Below are 19514 nucleotides of genomic sequence, written 5' to 3'. Positions count from 1 at the left end.
TGTGTTTCGGGTCGCGTGCACCCCGATTGTCCGGAGCGGCCATGCTTCGCGCGCTTCATCGGTGGTATCTCGCACAAACATGCCGTGGGAAAAGGATTTCCCAAAAAAGGCAGGTGTCGGGTGAGCGGGCGTGTGCAATCCCGCCATTGAGCGGCCGGTTTCGTGAGGTTGTCTTGTGCGTGCGCCTTTCGGCCCTCTAATCTCCGCACGTTCCGCGGCGTGCGCCTTCGCGCCACTGGCCGGCCACCGATCCTCCAACTCCCGGGAGCCCTGGGTGAACTGGGTGAACACGAAGAGGGGCGGCGCCCGAACGGACGCCGCCCCGGGACCCGGTCGGGTCAGTGCCGGCCCGTCTCCGGGACCACCTGGATCGTGTCACCGACCGCGCGCTCGCCGGTCGCGTCGGAGGTGACGTTGACGAGGGCGCCCTTGACGGTCATGGCGGTGGAGCCGCCGCCGTCGAGGTTCAGGGCCTGGACCGCGCCGAGCGACCGCATGAAGCGGGCGGCCTCGCCGAGCGTGAAGCCCTCGCTGACGCCGGGCTGACGTCCGTCGACGGTGGCGAGCAGCAGACGGCCGTGCCGGTCGATGCCCGCGAGGGTGCGCGGCTGGCGGACGTTGGACCAGGCGAAGCCGAAGGACAGGTCCAGCGGGTCGAGCGTGCCCTCGGTGGCGGCGTCGATGTGGACGCGGCCGTTCTCGACGAGGGTCGGAGCCGCGCTGACGATGCTGTCGTCGGGGCCGAGCCGCACCGCGCGCCCGGAGGAGTCCCGGACGACCTCGCGCAGCGACAGCCGCACGCCCGTGTGCGCGTGGCCGGTCAGCCAGTCCGCCGCGGCGCCGGTGCCCTGGAGGACGGAACCGTGCTCCGGCACCACGCCGCCGCGCTCGCCCATGGAGACGACGACGCCGCGCCGGTCCAGGACCACCTGGGTGCCCGCGCCCGTGGGAAGCGCGGCCCGGAAGGCCGAGGTGAACTTCACCAGGTCGTCCGCGAGCGTGCAGGTCGTGTCGTGCCGGGGCTGGGCGATGGGAACGGCGCCCGGACGCCCGCAGTTGCGAAGCTTGCCCGGGACGCGGTTGATGCCCTGCACCGCGTAGGTCGCGCTGCCGGCCCGTACCGTCACGGTGGTGGACAGGTCGGCGATACGCGGCCGCCGTCCCCCGTTGCCGAGGATCAGCGCGGCGCGCGAACCGACGGCCATGGACTCCAGCTGTCCGTTCACGGCGGACAGGCCCGCCATGGTGCCCTGCACGCCGTCCGCGTCCGAGGTGATGAAGAAGCCGCCGTTGACGCCGATCAGCGAACCGAGCCGGGCGGCCACCGTGGAGGTCTTCTCCCGGTCGGCCGTGTTGCCGCCGTCGCTGGCCGCGATCGTCGCGCGCAGGTGCTTCGGGTCGAGAACGGCGACGTGGATGCGCTCCCCGTCGGCCGCCTGGCGGCCGTCGTAGCCGGTCCACTCGACGGAGGTCCGGAAACCGGCGGCCGCCAGCGCGGTGCCGGCGGGCGCCGCCTCTGCCTGGGTGGCGTACCGGCCGACGCGGACCTGCCAGCCCATCGTGCCGTGCGGGGTGTCGGCGTAGTCGTCCCACGCCACACGCTCCAGCCGGGGCTCGAAGCCCGCGTCCCGCAGTCGCGCGGCGGTGGCGTCGGCCCAGGCGCGGTCCCCGAGCGGGGCCCACGTGGCGGCTCCGGTGAGGCGGTTGACGGCGGGCGCCTGCACGGTGGCCGTCCACTCACCGGCGGCGTCGGCGTCCCGGAGGACTCCGGTGCGGAGCTGGACGCCGGGGGCCACAGTCTGCGTCGTCCAGGCGATTCCGTGCGGGGCGGACGCGGTGGACGCGGTGGATGACGCCCCGGCCGTCGCGGGCGGGACCAGGGCCACCAGAGCGAGGGCGGTGCCCAGCGCGGCCACTCTCCACGTGTCCTGCCGTACCCGGCTCGTGCGGCGGCGCGCCCTCTCGGCTGTCACGGACATACCTCTCCTGACGTACGGTCCTTCGTGGCGCCGGTCGTCCCGGCACCGTGATCGACCGCCATTCCACTCCCGCGCGGAGACACGCACGTCAAGGGCCAAGGGCCCCTGGGGGAACCTTCGGTGACAAGCGTCGGCGGTTGCCCGGCGCCCACGCCCGGTGACAGCCCGTCAGTTGCGCTGCCGTGCGGCAGTTCCGGGCCGGACCCGCCGAGTCCTTGTGGGGCCCGCCGCCTCGGGGTGAAAGTTTTTTGACCATCCAGTCCGGAAGGTCTATTGTGTACGAGGCGGTCCATAACGGTCGGGCGAACGAAAGGCGCATGCGGTGACCACTCCGGAAAGCCGTCGATCGCACCCCGGCGTCAAGGCCACCGGCCGCACCTTCACCACCCACCTTCGCCACGCACGTCCCCGGGCGACCGCGTCCTCCGGGACCGAGTCCCACGACCGCCGGTGTCCATTCCCTCGTGTGTGTTCAATTGCGGGCGGCGACCGCTCCCCGCAAGACATCGGTGAGCGACAACGCCAAAGAGGGGAAGTGCAGCCGTCCGGCCGCGGGGCAGGGCGCATTGCCCTGCGCCGGAAAGCCGGGTGCCGGGGCTGCCGCACCGGCCCTCGCGGGCAGCCCACCTGCGATGTCGGCGTCCCGCGGGACTGTGGGACGCCCTTGCGAGATGCGTCACATCGAGCGGATGGTAACGATTTCCCGGGCAAGGGATCCGGCACGATCTGTTGTGATCACCTCACAGTGAGGCGTACTAATCTGTCATCCGGCGTGCGGGTGTCCGTCCGCTGTGGCTTTACCCGCCACGACGGATATCAGGAACGCCGGAACGTGCCGTATCGGAAGCCGCCGGCCGGCCGAGGACGAGAGGACACCGGGAGTCAATGACGCACACCCCCCGGGACATTGAGGCCACGGCAGCGGCCCTCAGGGACGAGGCGGAGCGGCTCCAGACCCAGAAGCAGGGTCTCGAGCGAGAGTTGGCGGCCGTCTCGGCACACCTGTGCTCCGTGCACAAGGCTCTGGACGCCCTCCGGAAGCTCCTGCCGCCCACCGCCCTCGACGCCGCCACGATCGGGCGCCCCCGGACCGGTTACCCGTCGTCGCTCGTCAGCGGGTACACCGACCTCACGGCCGTGACCGCGTCCGTGCCGGTGCCGAGCGTGTCCGACGCGGAAGCCGCTGAGCCGGGCGTGGAGGGCGACGACGCCCACCCGGCCGTGCAACCGGGTTACGGCAGGCTCACCGAGCAGATCCTGCAGTACCTGGCCACCACCGACGGCGCCGAGGTCCGCGCCCGCGACGTCGCCGCCGCCCTCGGCCGGGACGCCAACGCGGGCAGCATCAACGCCGTCCGCAGCACCCTCGACCGGCTGGTCGGCGCCTCCCGCGCCCAGCGCGCCGGCCGCGGCCTCTACCGCGCCGCCATCTGACGCCATCGCCGCCCGCCGCGCGGAGGACACACCGCCGGAGAGGCGTGTGAAGGTGTGCGCCGCGCGCTCCGCGATTCCCGTGGGACGGAGATCGCGTACCCGAATACGCCGTGCCTCCGGATACCGGCGGTGCGGCGTCCGGCGCGGGTGACCCCCGGTGGGCGTGGCGGAACGGCATACGGGCCCCCGGTACCCACGGTGCACCGGGGGCTCCGCCGGGCCGACGCCCAGCCGGCAGATGCGGCGACGCCGAGCACCGTGTCCACCAGGGCGTGTTCCCTCCGCCGCCTCCGGTCAGCGGCGGGCCGGGCACGCACGCGGGAGCACGGAACGGCCGTGTCCGCGGTTGGCCGGGCCACCGCGCCGTGCGGCGCCGTCAACCGCACCATGCGGTCCGGCCGCCTGTCGACGGACGGGCCGGCGCAGCACTCCGGGCGGCGTTGGCGCACTCCTGAACGGGAAGTGCCGGCACACGGGTCGGTGCACCGCGCGGGCCGCCGGCCGGGACCGGCCGCGTCAGCGGACGACCAGGGCGTCCGGGCCCGCCGGAACCAGTTCGCCGATGACCGGGGCGCCCGGCACCTCACCGGCGACCAGGAGGCCGCCGGAGGTCTGCGCGTCGGCGAGGAGGAGCCGAGTGAGCTCGTCGGTGCCGCCGAAGTCGGTGTGCGGGGCGACCCACGCGAGGTTGCGGCGGGTGCCGCCGCTGATGTGGCCCGCGCGGGCGGCGTCCCACGCGCCGTCGAGGAGGGGGACGGCGGAGGGGTCGAGCACCGCCGTCACGTGGGAGGCGCGCGCCAGTTTGTACAGGTGCCCGAGGAGGCCGAAGCCGGTGACGTCGGTCGCGCAGACCGCGCCCGCCGCCAACGCGGCCTCCGAGGCGGCCCGGTTGAGCGTCGCCATGGTCTCGACGGCCTGGGGGAAGACCTCGCCGGTCGTCTTGTGGCGGTTGTTGAGCACGCCCAGACCCAGCGGCTTGGTGAGCGACAGCGGCGTCCCCGGCCGCCCGGCGTCGTTGCGCAGCAGGCGGGCGGGGTCGGCGGTGCCGGTCACCGCCATGCCGTACTTGGGCTCCGGGTCGTCGACGCTGTGGCCGCCCGCCACGAAGCAGCCCGCCTGCGTCGCGATGTCCAGGCCGCCGCGGAGCACTTCCCCGGCCAGGTCGAACGGCAGCACCTCGCGGGGCCAGCACAGGAGGTTGACGGCCACAAGGGGCGTGCCGCCCATGGCGTACACGTCGGACAGCGCGTTGGCGGCGGCGATGCGGCCCCAGTCGTAGGGGTCGTCCACGACCGGTGTGAAGAAGTCCGCGGTGGCGACCACCGCGGGCGAGCCGGGAGCGCCGGGCAGCCGGACGACGGCGGCGTCGTCGCCGCTGTCGAGCCCGACGAGCAGGCCGGACGCACCGCCGTTCGCCCCCGCCCCGGCGGTCAGCCCGGCCACGATCTCCTCCAGCTCGCCAGGAGGGATCTTGCACGCGCAGCCGCCTCCGTGGGCGTACTGCGTCAGCCGCACGCTGTCCTGGCGGACGTCGGTTCCCGTCATCGGTGGGTCGGTCCTTTCGTGAGGGCGCCGTGTGGCGCGTTGACAGGCCCGAGGGCCGGGGGTTCGATGGGCGAGCGGCCGGAACGACGCCGTCGTGGCGGTGCTGACGGCACGTCAGGGAGACGTAAGGGTGCCTGGTGGCCCTCCCGGTCTTCAAAACCGAGGTGTTCGAGCAACTCGGGCAGGCGGGTTCGATTCCCGTCCGTCTCCGCCGTCGCGTCCCACCCGGGCGCCTCACTCCGCACGCGGGCCCGCCGCGCGGCAGCGCCGGAGCGCCCCGTCCAGCCGCACGGTGCGCCCGTGCCGGTCGAGGTACTCGAGCAGCGGGATGGCGACTCGCCGGGTGGTGTCCAGGGCGCGGCGCGCCTGACTCGCGGTGAACGGCTGCTCCAGCCGCGCCAGGACCTCCACCGCCCGCGCGTCCGCGCCCGGCAGCAGCACGATGCCGTCACCGATCCGCAGCAGGGCCCCCGCGGCCTCGGCCGCCGCGAGCAGCTTCGGGGTCAGCCCGAGTTCGGCCAGCCGGTCCGCGTCGGGAGCGTGGAACGGCGTACGCGCCAGGTCGGCGCGCACCGTGTCCACGGCGGCCGCCACGGCGGGCGGAAGCGCGGGGCGGTCACGGCTGCCGAAGAGCCGCCCGTCGCTGTGGCGCAGCCCGGGTTCGGCCGTCAGCAGCGCCTCGACCAGGCAGCGGTCCGGCAGGCCGAGCGCCTGACGGGCCGCCTCCAGGGGCATGCCCGGCTCAAGGGGGTGGCGTTCCGCGTGCTCGTCGACGGCCCGGCGCAGCCGCTCCCGCAGGTCGTCCCAGTGGGCCGGGTCGGCCAGCCAGTCCCCGGCCACCGGGCCGGCCGGCGGGAGCACCCCCATGGCCAGCAGTTCCGAGCGCCGCACCAGGCCGCGGCGGCGCAGTTCCGCCGCCCCGTCGGCGGGCCCGGCCGCCGACCGCAGGTCCGCCGCCCGGGCCGCCGCCGCGCCCCGCCGGGTCAGGCGCGGAGGGCGGACGTCGAGGACGGTGATCCCCGCGGCCACGCGATGGCGTCCGGGGTCCCGAAGCAGCGCGATGTCGGCGACGCGCAGCGGCAGCGGGGCGGCCAGCCGCAGCCGGGCGGTGTCGTCGCCCAGCGGACGGACCGTCACCGGGACCGCGGCCGAGCCCGTGTGCAGCGTGAGCTCGCGGGGCAGGTCCCCGGCGGCGTCCCCGCGCAGCCGCACGTCCACCTGATCGGACGGCAGCCAGCGGTCCGGGGTGAGCAGCGCGTCGCCGCGGCGCAGGTCGTCCGACCCGGCACCGGTCACATTGACCGCGACCCGCGCGACCGCGCCGACCTCCTCCCGGGGCTCCTTGAGGGACTCCAGGCCGCGCACCCGCACGGGCCTTCCGCCGCGCGCGAGGTGGAGACGATCGCCGACCCTGACGGTGCCCGCCCCGAGCGTGCCGGTGACCACGGTGCCGCGGCCCCGCACGGTGAACGCCCGGTCGACCCACAGCCGCACGTCGGCGATGCGATCAGGGGCCGGCAGGGCGTGCGCCAGCCCGGCCAGGGCCGTCCGCAACTCCTCAAGGCCCCTGCCGCTCACCGGACTTACGGCCACGCAGGGCACGTCGCCGAGCGAGGACTCCGCGATCCTGGCCAGGGCCTGTTCCCGTGCCGCGTCGGGGTCGGCGAGGTCGCAGCGGGAGACGGCGAGGACGCCGTGCCGCACCCCGAGGGCGTCCAGGACGGACAAGTGCTCCTCGGACTGCGGCTGCCACCCCTGGTCGGCGGCCACCACGAAGAGCACGGCGGGCACGGGACCGACCCCCGCCAGCATGTTGCCCACCAGGCGTTCGTGGCCGGGGACGTCCACGAAGGCGATGTCCCCGGCGTCCGGCAGCCGCGTCCACACGAACCCCAGATCCAGGGTCATGCCGCGCCGCCGCTCCTCCGCCCAGCGGTCGGGCTCCATCCCCGTCAGAGCGCGCAGCAGGGCGGACTTGCCGTGGTCGACGTGGCCCGCGGTGGCGACGACGTGCATCCTCAGGTCTCCCCGTCCCCGTCCGGCCGGGGCCCGGCGCGGCCCACGACGGCCGCCAGCACCCCGTCGGCGTCCTCCGGGAGCGCCCGCAGGTCCAGCAGGCACCTGCCGTCCTCGACGCGGGCCATCACCGCGGGGTCGGCCCGCCGCAGCAGGGCCGCGTACGCGGCGGGCAGGGAAACGGCGGCACTCGGCAGCGTGACCCCCGGCGCCCCGCCGCCACCGACCACCGCCTCGGTGTCCACCGCTCCGCTGTCGAAGCCCTGCGCGCGCAACCGCGCCGCCAGCCGTTCGGCGCGCTGCCGCAGCCGTGCGGGGTCCGCGTGCAGCGCCGTACGGGTCGGCGTGGCGGGCCCGAGGACCGTCGCCTCCAGGGCCGCCAGGGTCAGCTTGTCCACGCGCAGCGCGCGGGCCAGCGGATGGCGCGCCATCCGCTCCACCAGCCCGGCACGGCCGAGCACCAGTCCGCACTGCGGGCCGCCCAGCAGTTTGTCGCCGCTGGCGGTGACGACGGACGCGCCCGCGCGCAGCCAACTCGTCGCGTCGGGCTCCTCGGGCAGCAGCGGTTCCGGGGCGAGGAGGCCGGAGCCGATGTCGGCCACCACGGGCACACCGAGCCGGGCCAGTTCGGCGACCGGTACCTCGCGCGTGAAGCCCGTGATCCGGAAGTTGGAGGGGTGCACCTTCAGGACGAAGCCGGTGTCCGGTCCCACGGCCGCGGCGTAGTCGGCCGGCGTGGTGCGGTTGGTGGTGCCGACCTCCCGCAACCGGGCGCCGGTGGAGACGAGCAGGTCGGGCAGGCGGAAGCCGTCGCCGATCTCCACGAGTTCGCCGCGGCTGACGACGATCTCCCGGCCCTGGGCCAGCGCGGTCGCGGCCAGCGCCAGCGCCGCCGCGCCGTTGTTGACCACGTGGGCGGCCTCCGCGTCCGGCACGTGCCGCAACAGGGCCTCCAGCGCGGACCGCCCCCTCCGGGAGCGTCCGCCGGTGGCCAGGTCCAGCTCCACGTCCGTGGTCCCGGCCGCGGCCATGACGGCGTCGCGGGCGGCGGCCGACAGCGGGGCCCGGCCCAGGTTGGTGTGCAGCAGCACCCCGGTGGCGTTGAGCACCGGTCGCAGCCCGGCCGCGGTGGCCGGCAGCGCGGCCACCACGTGCTCGGCGACCTCCGCGACGGGCACCTCGCCCGCCCGCGCCCGCTCCTGGACCTGTACGACCACGTCCTTCACCAGGCCCCGTCCCAGCCGCTCCGCCGCCGCGGCGAGCCGGGGGTCCGCCAACAGCGCGTCAGTGCGCGGCAGTCGGCGCCGCTCGTCGGGCGGCGCGGTGGAGGCGTGATCGCGGTCCATCCCATGCACCTTCGCTCTGGCGCTGCTGAAGCCCCGTCAGGTTACGCGGTCACGACCCGGGGCGCCCGCGCCACACCGGGGAACGCCGAGTCGTGCCGCGGTCCGGCCCGCGTCCGGCTCACGGCCGGCGGGTGGTCGGGTGGCGCTGCGAGCTCGCCGTTGCGGCGGTCCGCCGGATGGAACCCGGCTCCATGCCCTGGCCGCCGGTGTCTCCGCACGCCTGGGGGAACGTGGGCCGGGCCGGGGCGGCGGCCAGGTGCCGGGCGCTTGGGCGCTTCTCGGCATGGACGACAGGCTGTGGCGCATCGTGTCCGCGGCGATCGCGTCCGGCTCACGGGCCGGCGGGTGGTCGGGGGAGGCGCTGCGGGCACGCCATCGCGGCGGCCCGCCGGACGGGACCCGGCGTCTTCGCGCGGCGGATGATCGGGCTGATCGCGGTGCCGGTCGACGGCGTCCGCACGGCTGGGGGAAGGCGTGCGGGCCGGGGCCGCGCTCCAGTGCCGGGCGTGACACTGACGACGAGCGATCACGCCCGCTCGGACGCACTTCAGCGACATCGTCACGGCGTACGCCGCTTCCCGCCCGAGCCGAGCACCCGTGCCGCCGCACTGCACCGGGCGCCGGTAGGCGCCTCCCTCCCCGCGGCCGACGCGCGTGGCGTAAGCCGCACGGGGGAGCCCCGGCTCACTCCGTGTCGCGGCCTTCGCGTCGCGCGTCGAGACGCTCGCGCTGCGGCTTCACCACGTAGGCGGGGTCCTTCGTGGACGTCACGCCCGCCTCGAAGGTGCCGAAGCGCTGCAGGGCGCTGCCGGCGAGCAGCGCCAGTCCGCCCACGGCGGCCGCCGCGCGGCTGCGGCGGGCGAGGGTCAGCGCGGTGAGCGCGCCGCCCAGGGTGAGGTACTCGGACGCCTTGCGCAGCCGGTGCGGACGGCCGGTGGTGTAGGCCCCCGTCACGAAGCCCGGCCGCCGGTCGATCAGCCGGGACGCGACGACCTCGGCCGCCGCGCCGACCACGGCGAGTCGCCGGGCGGGGCCCGCCTCCGCCACCGGTGCGACGAGCATGCCGAGGCCGCCGCCGCTGGCCGCGGCTGAGCCGGTGAACACGAACGGCAGTTCCTGGCGGGCGCCGTGCCAGGCCGGTACGGCCGTCTGGGAGAGCAGTGCCGCCGTGTACGACGCGACCCCGGGAGCGAAGAGCGCCGCGGACAGGCCGGCCGGGCGCGCCGCCCTCCGCAGCAGCCGGCCGGGCAGGGTGGCGCGCACCGAGGCGGGCAGTACCTCGGCGACGGCTGCCAGCGCGCTGCCGGGACCGTAGGCGACCAGGACCCAGGTGCCCACCGACATGGGGGAGGTGGGCTTGGCGACCCGCAGCATGTGGTGGAAGCGCTCGGGCCGCCCGAGGTCCGCGATCAGCAGGTACATGCTGACGAGCAGCGCGCCGAAGCCACCGATGCGGCTCGCCCGGCGCAGTTCGGGGCGTCCCGTCAGATCGGCGCCGGCCCCGATGAGGGCGGCACCGGCCGACAGCCCGCCGGTGAAGAGGTATGCCGGGATCTTCCATTCCCACACCGGCGGCTTCAGCACCGGCCGCCCGTAGTAGGAGCGGAAGTCGGCGCGCGGCACCATGGGCTGCTCGCGGCTCCCGTCGTCGTCGCGTCCCCGGCCCCGGCCTCCGCCCCGGCCTCCACCGTGGCCGTCGCCGTGGCCGTCGCCATGGGGCCCGCGTTCGCCGCGAGGGGTCGTTCCGTCGCCGCTCATCGCCGCCCCCCGCGCAGGAAGACCGCGGCCGAGGCGACCAGCATCGCCGAGGCGGCCGCGCCCACGTACTTCCACGTCGACACCAGGTCACGGGTGGGCACGACCGGGTCGGGCGGGAACCCGTAGACCTCCGGGTCGTCCAGAAGCAGGAAGAACGCGCCGTCGCCGCCCACGCCGTCGTCGGGGTCGCGGCCGTAGAGCTGGGCCTCGGCCACCCCGGCCTCGTGCAGATCGGCCAGCCGACGGTCGGCGCGCTCACGCAGTTCGTCCAGCGGGCCGAACTGGATGGAGTCCGTCGGACAGGCCTTGGCGCAGGCCGGTTCCAGGCCGTCACGCAGCCGGTCGTAGCACATGGTGCACTTCCAGGCACGTCCGTCGTCCGGCCGCCGGTCGATGACGCCGTAGGGGCATCCGGACACGCAGTAGCCGCAGCCGTTGCAGATGTCGGGCTGGACCACGACGGTTCCGAACTCGGTGCGGAACAGGGCCCCGGTGGGGCAGACGTCCAGGCACCCGGCGTGCGTGCAGTGCTTGCACACGTCGGAGGACATCAGCCACCGGAACTGCGTGCGGTTCTCGACGCCGGTGCCGGACCCGGGCAGGTCGAAGGACGGGAAACCCAGGTCCACGGGTGCCGTGCCGAGGTCGCCGCCGCCGCGCTTGGCGACCTCCAGGGCGTCGGCCACCACTTCGGTCGTGCCGTCGATGCCGCTGGGGCCGACGGGAAGTCCCGACAGGCCGGCGTCCTGTTGCCCGAGCGGTCGCTGCTGCTCGATGAACGCGACGTGCCGCCACGAACTGGCGCCCAGCATCCCGGTGTTGTCGAACGACATGCCCAGCAGGTCGATGCCGTCCTCGGGAACGGCGTTCCACTCCTTGCAGGCCACCTCGCAGGCCTTGCAGCCGATGCACACGGACGTGTCGGTGAAGAAGCCGACGCGGGGCGGGTGGTCGCGGTGGCCGGCGTCGCCGGCGGGGTCCTCGAGCGGTCCGTACAGGCTCTGCTCGTGCGTCATGACGGCTCCTCCGGCGGATCCGGTTCGGTGTGCGCCCGCAAGGTGTGGCCGCCCGCTGTCGCTATGCGGGTGCCGGTCTCCGTGGTGATGCCGGCCCGGCGGCGGTAGCCGGCCACGTAGTCGAGCAGGGCGGGGCCCCTCGGCCGGCGTCCGGGCCGCACGTCGCAGGTCAGCACCTTGCTCTCCTGGATGAACACGTTCGGGTCGCACACCACGCCGATCAGGTCGTTGACCACGTCGCCCGTGGTGAGCCCCGTCGAACCCCAGTGGTAGGGCATCCAGACCTGGTGGACGACGCGTCCGTCGAGGCGCAGGGGTGCCATCCGGTCGGTGACGACCACGCGGGCGTCGACCGCGGTCCGGCTGGTGATCACGTGGGCCCAGTCCAGGTGCCGCAGGCCGCGTTCCGCCGCGAGCTCCGGCGACACCTCCACGAACAGCTCGGGCTGGAGCTCGGCCAGGTAGGGCAGTTGCCGGCTCATGGCGCCGGCGGTGTGGTGCTCGGTCAGCCGCGCCGCGGTGAACACGTAGGGGAACACCGCGCTGTGGGCCTCGGGGGGCGCCGGGTTGGACGGATTGTCCGGGCGGCCGTAGACCTTGCGGACCGGGTTGCCCTGCTGGCCGTAGAGCAGATTGCGCATGGGTGACTCGTGCGGCTCGTAGTGGGTGGGGAGCGGACCGTCCGCCAGCCCTGCCGGGGCGAACAGCCAGGCCTTTCCGTCGCGCATCATGATGAACGCGTCGCTGCCGCCGAGTGCCGCGGGGCCCGACGCCCCCTCGGGAGGCCGGTAGTCCGGCGGCTTGTTCTTCTCGAAGTCCGGTGTGTCGTTGCCGGTCCACTCGCCGGCCTTCTCGTCCCACCAGACCAGCTTCTTGCGTTCGCTCCAGGGCCGTCCCTGCGGATCGGCCGAGGCGCGGTTGTACAGCACGCGGCGGTTCAACGGCCAGGTCCAGCCCCACTCCGGGTCGTACGGTCCGGTCTCGGTGCGCGGCGTGCGGCGCCGGGCCTGGTTGGTCTCGCCCGCGTACACGCCGCTGTAGATCCAGCAGCCGCACGCGGTGCTGCCGTCCGCCCTGAGGTCGAGGTAGCTGTCGACCGTGCGGCCGGTGCTCAGGTCGATGCCGTTGATGTGGCGCAGCACGTCCGAGGGGGACGGCTCGTCGCCCTCCGTCTCGTAGTCCCACGCCAGATCGAGGATCGGGCGGTCGCGCTCGTCGGTCGAGCCCGCCAGCCGCTCCTTCAGCCGCACGCCGAGCTGGTGGAAGAACCACAGTTCGGAGCGCTGGTCCCCGGAAGGATCCACCGCCTGGTCGCGCCACTGGAGCATCCGCTGCGTCTGGGTGAAGGTGCCGGCCTTCTCCACGTGCGACGCGGCGGGGAAGAAGAACACCTCCGTGCGGCACTGGTCGGTGACGATCTCACCGGTCTCGATCTCCGGCGCGTCCTTCCAGAACGTGGCGCTCTCGATCATCGTGATGTCGCGGACGACCAGCCAGTCCAGGTTCGCCATGCCCAGGCGTTGCAGGCGGCCGTGGGCGGAGCCGACCGCCGGGTTCTGGCCGAGCAGGAAGTAACCGAAGATCTTGTTCCCGTCGACCATGTCCATGGCGGTGCGGTAGGTGCCGTGGTCGCCGTTGACGCGTGGCATGTAGTCGAAGCAGTAGTCGTTCTCCGCCGTCGCCGCGTCGCCCCAGTACTCCTTCAGCAGCGACACCATGTAGGCGTCGGCGTCGCCCCAGAACCCCTTCTGGTGCCGGCCGCGGACCCCGTCCAGGTAGTCGGACAGGGTCTCGTGCGCGACATCGGGCATCGGCAGGTAGCCGGGCAGCAGGTTGAACAGGGTGGGTACGTCCGTCGAGCCCTGGATGCTCGCGTGACCGCGCAGTGCGTAGATCCCCGCACCGGGACGGCCGATGTTGCCCAGCAGGAGCTGGACGATGGATCCGGCCCGGATGAACTGGGCGCCGACGGAGTGCTGGGTCCAGCCGACGCTGTAGACCAGCGCGGTGGTGCGCTCCCGGCCGGAGTTCTCCGTCCATGCCCGGCACACGTCCAGGAACAGGTCCCGGGGCACTCCGCAGATCCGCTCCACCATCTCCGGGGTGTAGCGGGAGAAGTGCCGCTTGAGCACTTGGAACACGCACCGCGGATGCTCCAGGGTGGGGTCGGCCGCGATCTCCCCGGGCGCGGGCTCCACGAACGGCCCCTTGGCGCCGAGCTGGTAGGGCTCGGAGGTCTCCTTCGCGTGGCAGCCCGGCCGCTGTTGCGTCCGCACGCTCTCGTACGACCAGCTCGACGCGTCGTAGGCGGCGGTGTGCGGGTCGTAGCCGCTGAACAGCCCGTCCAGGTCCTCGGTGTCCTGGTAGCGCTCGTTCAGCAGGAACGGGGCGTTGGTGTACGCCGTCACGTACTCCCGGAACTCCAGGTTGTTGGAGAGGATGTAGTTGACCACGGCGCCGAGGAACGCGATGTCCGTGCCGGCGCGCACCGTGACGTGCTGGTCGGCGTGCGCGCTGGTCCGGGTGAACCGCGGGTCGATGTGGATCACCCGGGCTCCGCGGGCCTTGGCCTCGGTCACCCACTGGAAGCCGACCGGATGGGCCTCGGCCATGTTCGAGCCCATGATGACGATGCAGTCGGTGTTGACCAGGTCCTGCAGGTAGTCGGTGGCACCGCCGCGTCCGAGCGAGGCTCCCAGACCGGGAACCGTGGCGGAGTGTCAAATACGCGCCTGGTTCTCGATCTGCAAGGCGCCCATGGCGGTGAACAGCTTCTTGATGAGGTAGTTCTCCTCGTTGTCCAGCGTGGCGCCGCCGAGGCTCGCCAGGCCCATGGTCCGGCGCAGCTTCCTGCCCTGCTCGTCGGTGTCCTGCCAGCCCCGGCGCCGGGCGTCCAGGATCCGGTCGGTGACCATGTCCATGGCCGTGTCCAGGTCCAGCTCCTGCCAGGCGGCGCCGTAGGGCGGCCGGTAGAGCACGCGCTGCTCACGGTGCGGGCCGGTGACGAGCTGCTTGCTCGCGGACCCCTTCGGGCACAGCCGGCCGCGCGAGATCGGGCTGTCGGGGTTGCCCTCGATCTGGATGACCTTCTCGTCCTTGACGTACACGCGCTGCGCGCAGCCGACCGCGCAGTAGGGGCACACCGAGTCGACCACGCGGTCCGCGCTCCCGGTACGCGACCCGAGTCCGGCCGAGCGCTTCGAGCGGGTCGCCGTACCGCGTCCCAGCGGGTCCGTCCCGGTGAGCTGGCGGTACACCGGCCAGGCCGAGATCCACGTCTTCACGCCCATCCGCCTGCTCCTTCGTGCGGTGGCCCTGCGTCCTTCCGACGCTACCGGCCGGGAGGACGCCCGCAAGTCCGGGCGGGTGGCTCTCAGACGCGGGCCGCCTCGGCGGAGCGCACGGCGGCGACGAGCAGCCCGACGGCCAGGTCGACGTCGGCCCGGGTCGTCCAGCGGCCGACCGACAGCCGCAGCGCGGCCAGGGCGCGGGCGTCGTCCAGGCCCATCGCCCGCAGGACGGGGGAGGGCGTGCGGACTCCGGTGTGGCAGGCGGAACCGGTGGAGGCCGCGAGCAGTGGCACGGCGGCGAGCAGGTCGTGGCCCGCCGTGCCGTCGATGCTGACGTTGAGGGTCCCGGGCAGGCGGTGCCGGGCGGAGCCGTTCAGGTGGACCCGCCCGGGAAGCGCCCCGGCGAGGCCGTCGTGCAGGCGGTCGCGCAGCGCGGCGGCCCGCCGGTCGCCGCCGCCGACGAGCTCCGCGGCGGCCAGCCCGGCCGCGGCCCCCAGGGCGACGGCGAAGGCCACGTTCTCCGTGCCCGCCCGCCGTCCGCTCTCCTGGCCGCCGCCGGGGACCAGCGGCTCCAGGCGGACGCCCCGTCGCACGTAGAGGGCGGCTACGCCCTTCGGGGCGTACATCTTGTGACCCACGAGGGTCAGCAGATCCACCCCGAGGTCGCGCACGTCCAGCGGAACCTTGCCGGCCGCCTGGGCGGCGTCGCAGTGGAACAGCGCGCCGTGCGCCCGGGTCAGCCGGGCCAGCTCGGCCACGGGCTGGAGCGTTCCGGTCTCGTTGTTGGCGGCCATGACGGAGACCAGGGCGGTCCGCTCGTCGAGCGCGGCGGCCAGGCGGGCGGGGTCCACCAGACCCTCGCCGTCCACCGGCAGGAGCGTGACCTCGACCCCGTGCAGACGCGCCAGCGCGCGGCAGGTCTCCAGAACGGCCGGGTGCTCGGTGACCTGGGTGATCACACGGGACCTGCCTGGCGCGGCGGCCAGCACGGCGCCGCGCAGCGCGAGCGTGTCCGCCTCCGACCCGGAGCCGGTGAACACGATCTCGTCGGCCGCGGCCCCGATGAGCGCGGCGACCTGCTCCCGGGCGCGCGCGAGGGCCGCTCTCGGTTCCGCGGCGACGGCGTGCCCGCTGGAGGGATTGCCGAACCAGCGCTCCAGCCAGGGGCGCGTCGCCTCCGCGACCCGGGGGTCGACCGGAGTGGTGGCGTTGTGGTCCAGGTACACCGGGCCGCCGTCGAGACCCGGATGCGGCGGCACGTTCATGAGAGATCCTGCACATCCATTCGGCGACGGGGGACCCGCGGATTATTTACCATTTGCCGGGAATGAGCGACTTATGGACGTCATTTTTCCCGTTTCGGCGTATCCGCCGCTCGCCCTCGGCTTCTTCGGCCTGGGCACCGGTTACCTGATCTGGGGCCCGCAGGAGCTGTTCGGCTGGCCCAAACGCGACGAGCGCGTGGACCGCGCGCTGGGCACCTGGGGCATCTGGCTTCCGGGCTTCTGCCAGTTGTTGGCCGGTGTCATCCTCTTCGTCGGACTCACGTGGTTCGAGGTGTTCAAGGCGCCGTCCCTCTACATGGCGGCGCTGGCCTTCTCCGCGTACGGCATCCACTGGTTCGCGCTGGGCTGGGACCGCTACCGGGGCAACGACCCGCGCGTGAACGCCGGGGTCTCGGTGGCCTACATGGTCCTGTCGGCGCTGGGCGCGACGGTGTTCTTCGCCGTGAACGACTGGCCCGTCGGCATCGTCTTCATCGGCCTCTTCGGCGTCTACGCCGCCAAGCTCGTCATGTCCGTCGGCGTCCCGGTCGCCGAGCGGGTGATGGGGCTGTTCCGCGTCCTCACCGCCTGCTGGCTCATGTACCTGACCTTCGCCGTCGTGGTCGACTTCGCGCTCGGGTACCACTGGCCCACGTGAGCGGGATCCGCGCGGCGGGCCGTCCAGCCGCCGCCGTGCATCGGGAGCACGGCACCGGTGACGCGGGCAGGCGGCCTTGTCCCCCGGGAGGTGGGCGACGAGCGGCGCGAGTGCCCAGTGCCGCGGCGCCCGTCAGCCCGACGACGCCGTGCTTCGTGGCCACGGTGCCGCGACCGGGCCGGCCGCCGGCACCCGCGCGGGACGCCTACCGCGGGCGCATCAGGGCCAGGTCCTCGCCCCACGCGTCCAGCACGGCGCCGTGTCCCGCGCGCCGCGCCGCCGCCTCGGCACGGGCGAAGAGACGCCGCTGCGTGGGGACGTCGCCGCTGCGCGCGATGGTGTCGATCGCCTCCAGCAGCGCGGCGGATTCCCAGCCGGGCAACGGGTGGCGGGTGAGTTCCCACTCCAGGTACCTGTTGTACGGGCGGGGGCGGCGGTCGAGGGCGAAGAGCAGTTCCAGCAGGAACCCGATGCTGTCGGCGGCGTCGAGCCGCGCGGCGAGGGCATGGCCGTCACGGGCGTTCTTGACCGACCGGTAGAGAGAGTTGGCGTAGGCGTCCAGCCAGGCACCGGAGTCCCGGAACGCCTCGTCGTTGTCGAGGCGCGCCTTGGCGGCCAGGATCCGGGCGATCTCCCCGTCGAGCCGGTCCAGCACGACACGGGCGCGGGCGAGGGCGTAGCGCTCGAAGCCGGGCACTCCGGCGTCGCGGAACCCGGCCAGGGTGACGACGACGAGGTCGAGTTCGGGGGTGCGGTGACCCGCGAAGCGGGTGAGGTCCGTTGCCGCGCCGTCGGCGAGGACGACGTACAGATCATGGTCCGAGTGCGTGGTGGCCATGCCCTCGTGCGCCTGGGAGCCCTTGAGGACGAGGCCCACGACGGCGTCGTCGGCGACGGCCCGTTCGGTGAACGCCGCATAGGTGAGCGGGTGGTGAGAGGTCACGGTGATCTCCGCGGGAGGGTGGCCGGGCAGGGCTGCCGGCGGCCCGCACGCCGGGCCGCCGGTACCGTCCGCGGCGGCGCCTGGCCGCCGCCCTGGAGATCAACGCATGCGAGAACGGTAATGCACGGGCCTCAGCCGAGGGCGCCGTTGCGGGCGTCGCGCCAGAGGTCGACGCCGCTCGCGTCGAAGGAGTACTCGTCAATCCGGGCCAGTTCGTCGGCGCCGAAGTGGAGGTTCCCCAGGGCGGCGACGTTCTGCTCCACCTGCTCGACCCGGGACGCGCCGATCACGAGGGAGGTGACGCGCTCGTCGCGCAGGGCCCAGGCCAGTGCCATCTGGGCCAGGGACTGGCCGCGGTCCCGGGCGATGGCGGCGAGGCCGCGCAGCCGTCGCAGCATGTCCTCGGAGAGCCACGCGGCGTCGAACGTCGAGCCGTGCGCGGCGCGGGAGTCCTCGGGGACTCCGTCGAGGTAACGGTCCGTCAGGAGCCCCTGGGCGAGCGCGGTGAAGCCGATGACGCCGACCCCCTCGTGGTGCGCGGTCTCCAGGAGCCCTTCGGTCTCGATCCAGCGGTTCAGCAGGGAGTACGACGGCTGGTGGATCAGCAGCGGCGTGCCGAGGTCCCGCAGGATGGCCGCGGCCTCGCTCGTCCGCTTCGCGTCGTAGGAGGAGATGCCGACGTACAGGGCCTTGCCCTGGCGGACCGCGGTGTCGAGGGCGCCCATCGTCTCCTCGAGCGGCGTGGTGGCGTCGAGGCGGTGGCTGTAGAAGATGTCGACGTAGTCCAGGCCCATGCGCTGCAGGGACTGGTCCAGCGAGGCGAGCAGGTACTTCCGGGAACCGCCGCCCTGGCCGTAGGGGCCCGGCCACATGTCCCAGCCGGCCTTGGTGGAGATCACCATCTCGTCGCGGTAGGGCGCGAGGTCGTTCCTCATGATGCGGCCGAAGGTGAGTTCGGCGGCGCCGTAGGGCGGGCCGTAGTTGTTCGCCAGGTCGTGGTGGGTGATGCCGAGGTCGAACGCGCGCAAGGTGATCTCGCGCTGCCGCTCGAAGGGCTTGTCGTCGCCGAAGTTGTGCCAGTAGCCCAGGGAGAGCAGGGGCAGGTCGAGCCCCGAGCGTCCGGTACGGCGGTACCGCATCGTGCCGTCGTAGCGATCGGGGTTGGCGACGTGGGGCATGGGACTTCTCCGCGACGTGTGGGTTGCCAGGTGCGGCGTCCAGCCTGCTGCGTCGTGATTCGGAAGTCCAACAGTCCTCGCCTCTTGGATTGAGCGGTGCGGCTTCTCAATGCGGTGCCGGCTCAGGCGGCGTCGAGGAAATCGGCCACGACACGGTTGAAGAGCTGCGGGTTCTCCCAGAACATCAGGTGGCTGCCGGCCTCCTGCGCGGAGAACACGTGTGCGCGCGCCCCGGGGATGAGGGAGGCGACCCACTCGGTCGTGCCGGGCGGGAAAAGGCTGAGCTCGCCGCCGATGACGAGGGCCGGGACGGTGATGCGGGGCAGGACGTCTTGCCAGTCGTCGCCGTAGTGGTCCAGGTGCGGGTCGGCCGCGTGGCGCGGCGGAAGCAGCCGGTTCTGCTCCACGAGCCACCGCACGTGGTTCTCGTCCAGGGACGGGCTGTGCAGCATGTCGGCGACGGCCCGCGCGGTGGCGGCCGCGGTGGCGGCGCTGCCGCGCGGCCCCGCCGCGATGCCGAGGGCCAGTTCCGGGGTGAACACCGCGGCGGGCGGGGGCTCCTGCCCGGCACCGGCCAATTGCGACGCGACGACGGGCGACGACGGGCGACCGGTCGACCAGGACCAGGCGCCCGGTGCGGTCGCGGCCGAAGAGGTCCCGGTGGCACCAGAGCGCCGCGCAGCCCAGGGAGTGTCCGAGCAAGGCGGCGTCGCACAGGTCGTGCAGGTCCATGGCGAGCCGGGAGACCCGGTAGCCGTGGGCGGGCCTCTCCGACCGTCCGTGGCCGCGGTGGTCCAGGGCGATCACGCGGCGGCGCCGGCCGAGTCCGTCGAGTTGCCCGGCGAACCCGGCGGCGGTCTGCGAGAAGCCGGCGACGAGGACGAGCGGGTCCCCGGTGCCGTACTCCAGATAGCGCAGGCGCACGCCGTCGCCGGTGAGCACTCGCCTTCACGGACGGTCGCGTCGTTCATGGGACACCTCGCGCGTCGCGTGGATCACGTCGGTGCCATGCTGACTCCCTGAAGCGGTGACGTGCGAGGTGGTGGCCGCTCGCCGTGCGCGCAGCGGAAAAGCGTCGAACGATGG

At 73.8% G+C, this 19514-nt stretch carries 13 protein-coding genes, 1 tRNA gene and 1 pseudogene; 3 read left to right on the top strand and 12 right to left on the bottom strand.

Annotated features, from left to right (window positions below; translation table 11 throughout):
- Positions 1 to 338 precede the first annotated feature (338 nt).
- Complete coding sequence (locus PV364_RS09920; RefSeq protein WP_319659412.1) at positions 339 to 1979, bottom strand: phosphodiester glycosidase family protein; 1641 nt, start codon at positions 1977 to 1979, stop codon at positions 339 to 341.
- 885 nt (positions 1980 to 2864) lie between these two features.
- On the opposite strand from PV364_RS09920, the gene PV364_RS09915 reads away from it, so the two are divergent.
- Positions 2865 to 3413 carry a hypothetical protein gene (locus tag PV364_RS09915; protein WP_319659411.1) on the top strand — a complete coding sequence of 183 codons (549 nt, stop codon included), beginning with the start codon at positions 2865 to 2867 and terminating at the stop codon, positions 3411 to 3413.
- Positions 3414 to 3929: 516 nt separating this feature from the next.
- Here PV364_RS09915 and selD read toward each other — a convergent pair.
- Positions 3930 to 4958, bottom strand: a complete 1029-nt coding sequence (selD, locus tag PV364_RS09910) for a selenide, water dikinase SelD (RefSeq protein WP_319659410.1) — start codon at positions 4956 to 4958, stop codon at positions 3930 to 3932.
- A gap of 118 nt (positions 4959 to 5076) precedes the next feature.
- On the opposite strand from selD, the gene PV364_RS09905 reads away from it, so the two are divergent.
- Positions 5077 to 5169 (top strand) — tRNA-Sec (locus PV364_RS09905).
- Between the two features lie 23 nt (positions 5170 to 5192).
- On the opposite strand, the gene selB is transcribed toward PV364_RS09905, so the two are convergent.
- The 6 genes from selB to PV364_RS09875 all read right to left on the bottom strand — a co-directional run bounded on the left by selB (position 5193) and on the right by PV364_RS09875 (position 15649).
- A complete protein-coding gene (gene selB / locus PV364_RS09900; RefSeq protein WP_319659409.1) occupies positions 5193 to 6974 on the bottom strand; it encodes a selenocysteine-specific translation elongation factor in 1782 nt (593 codons plus the stop codon).
- A gap of 2 nt (positions 6975 to 6976) precedes the next feature.
- Positions 6977 to 8320: an L-seryl-tRNA(Sec) selenium transferase gene (gene selA, locus PV364_RS09895; RefSeq protein WP_319659408.1), complete on the bottom strand. Its 1344-nt coding sequence runs from the start codon at positions 8318 to 8320 to the stop codon at positions 6977 to 6979.
- 684 nt (positions 8321 to 9004) lie between these two features.
- Positions 9005 to 10078, bottom strand: a complete 1074-nt coding sequence (gene nrfD / locus PV364_RS09890) for an NrfD/PsrC family molybdoenzyme membrane anchor subunit (RefSeq protein WP_319659407.1) — start codon at positions 10076 to 10078, stop codon at positions 9005 to 9007.
- Positions 10075 to 11094: a 4Fe-4S dicluster domain-containing protein gene (locus PV364_RS09885; protein ID WP_319659406.1), complete on the bottom strand. Its 1020-nt coding sequence runs from the start codon at positions 11092 to 11094 to the stop codon at positions 10075 to 10077. Before PV364_RS09885 ends, nrfD begins: the two co-directional genes overlap by 4 nt.
- Positions 11091 to 14384, bottom strand: coding sequence for a formate dehydrogenase (gene fdh / locus PV364_RS09880; RefSeq protein ID WP_319659405.1), 3294 nt, complete (start codon positions 14382 to 14384; stop codon positions 11091 to 11093). Before fdh ends, PV364_RS09885 begins: the two co-directional genes overlap by 4 nt.
- 83 nt (positions 14385 to 14467) lie before the next feature.
- On the bottom strand, positions 14468 to 15649 hold the full coding sequence (locus tag PV364_RS09875) for a cysteine desulfurase family protein (RefSeq protein WP_319659404.1): 1182 nt from the start codon (positions 15647 to 15649) through the stop codon (positions 14468 to 14470).
- 73 nt (positions 15650 to 15722) lie between these two features.
- Between PV364_RS09875 and PV364_RS09870 the strand changes: the two genes are divergently transcribed.
- The gene (locus tag PV364_RS09870) at positions 15723 to 16307 is read left to right on the top strand and encodes a hypothetical protein (RefSeq protein ID WP_319659403.1); all 585 of its coding nucleotides are present in this window, start codon (positions 15723 to 15725) and stop codon (positions 16305 to 16307) included.
- A gap of 205 nt (positions 16308 to 16512) precedes the next feature.
- On the opposite strand, the gene PV364_RS09865 is transcribed toward PV364_RS09870, so the two are convergent.
- The 4 genes and pseudogenes from PV364_RS09865 to PV364_RS41220 all read right to left on the bottom strand — a co-directional run.
- The gene (locus tag PV364_RS09865; protein ID WP_319659402.1) at positions 16513 to 17250 is read right to left on the bottom strand and encodes a hypothetical protein; all 738 of its coding nucleotides are present in this window, start codon (positions 17248 to 17250) and stop codon (positions 16513 to 16515) included.
- 131 nt (positions 17251 to 17381) lie between these two features.
- A complete protein-coding gene (gene mgrA, locus PV364_RS09860) occupies positions 17382 to 18428 on the bottom strand; it encodes an L-glyceraldehyde 3-phosphate reductase (protein WP_319659401.1) in 1047 nt (348 codons plus the stop codon).
- Positions 18429 to 18550: 122 nt separating this feature from the next.
- A complete protein-coding gene (locus PV364_RS09855) occupies positions 18551 to 18970 on the bottom strand; it encodes a hypothetical protein (protein ID WP_319659400.1) in 420 nt (139 codons plus the stop codon).
- A gap of 193 nt (positions 18971 to 19163) precedes the next feature.
- Positions 19164 to 19352: pseudogene (locus PV364_RS41220) on the bottom strand (alpha/beta fold hydrolase); the annotation flags it as partial.
- Positions 19353 to 19514 lie beyond the last annotated feature (162 nt).

The organism is Streptomyces sp. MI02-7b, assembly GCF_033793585.1.
In the GTDB taxonomy this organism is placed as follows: Bacteria; Actinomycetota; Actinomycetes; order Streptomycetales; family Streptomycetaceae; genus Actinacidiphila.
The sequence above is the reverse complement of the archived record's forward strand: the minus strand, read 5'-3'. Positions and strand labels throughout refer to the sequence as shown.

Coding starts and splice junctions, on each gene's coding strand:
- PV364_RS09920 (WP_319659412.1), bottom strand. CDS start 1,979: ATGTCCGTGACAGCCGAGAGGGCGCGCCGCCGCACGAGCCGGGTACGG.
- PV364_RS09915 (WP_319659411.1), top strand. CDS start 2,865: ATGACGCACACCCCCCGGGACATTGAGGCCACGGCAGCGGCCCTCAGG.
- selD (WP_319659410.1), bottom strand. CDS start 4,958: ATGACGGGAACCGACGTCCGCCAGGACAGCGTGCGGCTGACGCAGTAC.
- selB (WP_319659409.1), bottom strand. CDS start 6,974: ATGCACGTCGTCGCCACCGCGGGCCACGTCGACCACGGCAAGTCCGCC.
- selA (WP_319659408.1), bottom strand. CDS start 8,320: ATGGACCGCGATCACGCCTCCACCGCGCCGCCCGACGAGCGGCGCCGA.
- nrfD (WP_319659407.1), bottom strand. CDS start 10,078: ATGAGCGGCGACGGAACGACCCCTCGCGGCGAACGCGGGCCCCATGGC.
- PV364_RS09885 (WP_319659406.1), bottom strand. CDS start 11,094: ATGACGCACGAGCAGAGCCTGTACGGACCGCTCGAGGACCCCGCCGGC.
- PV364_RS09875 (WP_319659404.1), bottom strand. CDS start 15,649: ATGAACGTGCCGCCGCATCCGGGTCTCGACGGCGGCCCGGTGTACCTG.
- PV364_RS09870 (WP_319659403.1), top strand. CDS start 15,723: ATGGACGTCATTTTTCCCGTTTCGGCGTATCCGCCGCTCGCCCTCGGC.
- mgrA (WP_319659401.1), bottom strand. CDS start 18,428: ATGCCCCACGTCGCCAACCCCGATCGCTACGACGGCACGATGCGGTAC.